This is a genomic window from Herbaspirillum lusitanum P6-12 (genome assembly GCF_000256565.1).
Classification (GTDB): domain Bacteria; phylum Pseudomonadota; class Gammaproteobacteria; order Burkholderiales; family Burkholderiaceae_D; genus Herbaspirillum; species Herbaspirillum lusitanum.
Map to the genome: position 1 here is coordinate 1 of NZ_AJHH01000216.1, position 3,025 is coordinate 3,025.

Consider the following 3,025-nt stretch of genomic DNA (forward strand, 5'->3'; position numbering starts at 1 on the left):
GTTTTTTTTGCGTCGTATTTCGTTGCGGCGGAAAAAGCGCGCAGCGACCTCCATGCCGCCGGCGAGCGTCAATTGCAGATCGTCGCGCTCGACCTGCAATCCATCCTCGACAAGTTCGAGATCATGCCATACGCGCTCGGTGCGCTGGCCGACGTCGATCAGGTGCTGCATCATCCCGACGATGCGGCCGCAGTGCAACGCCTGAACCTGAGCCTGCAGGCGATCCAGAAGCAGTCGAAGGTGTTGGCGATCTACATGATGGATGCGCGCGGCATGACGCTGGCGGCCAGCAACTGGAACGAGGAAGCCAGTTTCGTCGGTCGCGACTTCGGCTTCCGGCCTTATTTTGCCGAGGCACTGGCCGGCGGCTCCGGACGTTTCTACGGCATCGGCAATATCTCCAGCGAACCGGGTTATTTCATGGCCCAGCCGATTTATCCGGCCGGTACGCCGCGCGGGGAAGGCAAGCCGATCGGCGTGATGACGGTCAAGGTCGACCTGTCCGAGTTCGAACATACCTGGCGCAGCAATGAAGATCCGATCACGCTGGCCGATCACAGCGGCGTGGTGTTCCTGAGCAATCGTCCGGAATGGAAATACCACAGCCTGCGTCCGCTCGACGGCAAGCTGCAGCAGGAACTGGCCGGCACCCATCAATATGCGGACCAGCCGATCACGCCGGTGGCCGCGATGCCCAAGGCGTTGCGGCGCGGCTTCGGCGATCACGTCGCTGATCATGGCGATCGCGGCAATTTCATTGTGGGCGATTTACCAGCGCAGGCGACGCCTGCAGGAGCGGCTGGAATCGCGCGATGCCTTGCGCCGTGCAGCGCAGGAGCTGGACGCCACCATCGCGGTGCGCACCCAGGAGCTGCGCGTGGCCAACCAGGCGCTGGAAGGAAAATACGTCACCCTGCAGCAGACCGAAAGCCTGTTGCGCTCGACGCAGAACGAGCTGGTGCAGGCCGGCAAGCTGGCCATGCTGGGACAGATGGCCGCAGGCGTCACGCACGAGCTGAACCAGCCGCTGGCGGCGATCCGCGCCTTCGCCGACAATGCCGTGCAATTCATGCGCCGCGGGCAGTTGCCGCAGGTGGAAGAAAACCTCGAACACATCAGCGGCGCCAGCGCCCACATGGGCAAGATCATTGCGCAATTGAAGGGCTTTGCGCGCAAGAGCGGCGACGCCATCGCCGTGGTCGACGTGGCGCAGACGGTCGAGGCGGCGGTGCTGCTGCTGCGCAACGAGTTCCGCCAGCAAGCGGTCTCCATCGAGATCGACGTACGCAGTCCGGTACAAGTAATGGGCGACGTGGTGCGCACCGAGCAGGTGCTGATCAACCTGCTGCGCAATGCCATCGATGCGGTGGAAACCGTCGAATACGTTGCCGACAAGCGCGTCACGGTGATCGTCGAGCACGAAGCCGGCGAAGCCGTCATCCGCATTCGCGACAGCGGCCCCGGCATTCCCGACGAAGTCGCACCGCACCTGTTCGAACCGTTCTTCACCACCAAGCCGAGCGGCAAAGGACTCGGACTGGGACTGGCGATTTCATCGTCGATCGTGCAGGCGATGAACGGTCGCCTGTCGGCGCATAATCTGCCCGAAGGCGGCGCCGAATTCACCGTGCGCCTGCCGGTGCCGGCCCCGTAATTCCTGATATTCCTGATTCATGGAGACATCATTGAACGTACCCCACGCACCCAACGCACCCAACGCACCCAACGGGCGCTGATCATGGCGATCGCGGCAATTTCATTGTGGGCGATTTACCAGCGCAGGCGACGCCTGCAGGAGCGGCTGGAATCGCGCGATGCCTTGCGCCGTGCAGCGCAGGAGCTGGACGCCACCATCGCGGTGCGCACCCAGGAGCTGCGCGTGGCCAACCAGGCGCTGGAAGGAAAATACGTCACCCTGCAGCAGACCGAAAGCCTGTTGCGCTCGACGCAGAACGAGCTGGTGCAGGCCGGCAAGCTGGCCATGCTGGGACAGATGGCCGCAGGCGTCACGCACGAGCTGAACCAGCCGCTGGCGGCGATCCGCGCCTTCGCCGACAATGCCGTGCAATTCATGCGCCGCGGGCAGTTGCCGCAGGTGGAAGAAAACCTCGAACACATCAGCGGCGCCAGCGCCCACATGGGCAAGATCATTGCGCAATTGAAGGGCTTTGCGCGCAAGAGCGGCGACGCCATCGCCGTGGTCGACGTGGCGCAGACGGTCGAGGCGGCGGTGCTGCTGCTGCGCAACGAGTTCCGCCAGCAAGCGGTCTCCATCGAGATCGACGTACGCAGTCCGGTACAAGTAATGGGCGACGTGGTGCGCACCGAGCAGGTGCTGATCAACCTGCTGCGCAATGCCATCGATGCGGTGGAAACCGTCGAATACGTTGCCGACAAGCGCGTCACGGTGATCGTCGAGCACGAAGCCGGCGAAGCTGTCATCCGCATCCGCGACAGCGGCCCGGGCATTCCTGACGAAGTCGCGCCGCACCTGTTCGAACCCTTCTTCACCACCAAGCCGAGCGGCAAGGGCCTCGGGCTGGGACTGGCGATATCGTCGTCGATCGTGCAGGCGATGAATGGCCGCCTGTCGGCGCATAATCTGCCCGAGGGCGGCGCCGAATTCATCGTGCGCTTGCCGGCACCGGCACCGGACCCTGCATCAGCAATTCATGGAGACATCATTGACCGCACTCGCCATCCTGATTGAAGACGAACAAAGCGTGCGCAAGGCGACGACGCAAACTCTGGAGCTGGGCGGATTCAGCGTGCAGGCCTGCGCCGACGCCGAACAAGCCTTGCCGCTGCTGCACGCCGGGTTCGCCGGCATTGTCGTAACCGATGTGCGGCTGCCGGGACGTTCCGGGCTGGAAGTGCTGGCGCACGCGGTGGCCGCCGACGCCGATCTGCCTGTGATCGTGGTGACCGGGCATGGCGACGTCATGGCCGATCATGGTGGTGCGGGTGGAGCGCTGGTCGACGTTGATCGCCACGCGCTGGCGCAGCTTCAGCGCAGCCAGATCAT

1 protein-coding gene and 2 pseudogenes are annotated in these 3,025 nt (G+C 64.0%); all 3 read left to right on the forward strand.

The annotated features are described in order from the left end of the window. A pseudogene (locus HLUSI_RS34910) lies at positions 1-1,654 on the forward strand (sensor histidine kinase); the annotation flags it as partial. Positions 1,655-1,729: 75 nt separating this feature from the next. Continuing rightward, positions 1,730-2,710, forward strand: a pseudogene (locus HLUSI_RS27415) (sensor histidine kinase); the annotation flags it as partial. Then, positions 2,685-3,025 (forward strand): response regulator (locus tag HLUSI_RS0107210; RefSeq protein WP_029363240.1); only part of this gene is annotated, 341 nt, incomplete at its 3' end. The pseudogene HLUSI_RS27415 and the gene HLUSI_RS0107210, both read left to right, overlap by 26 nt.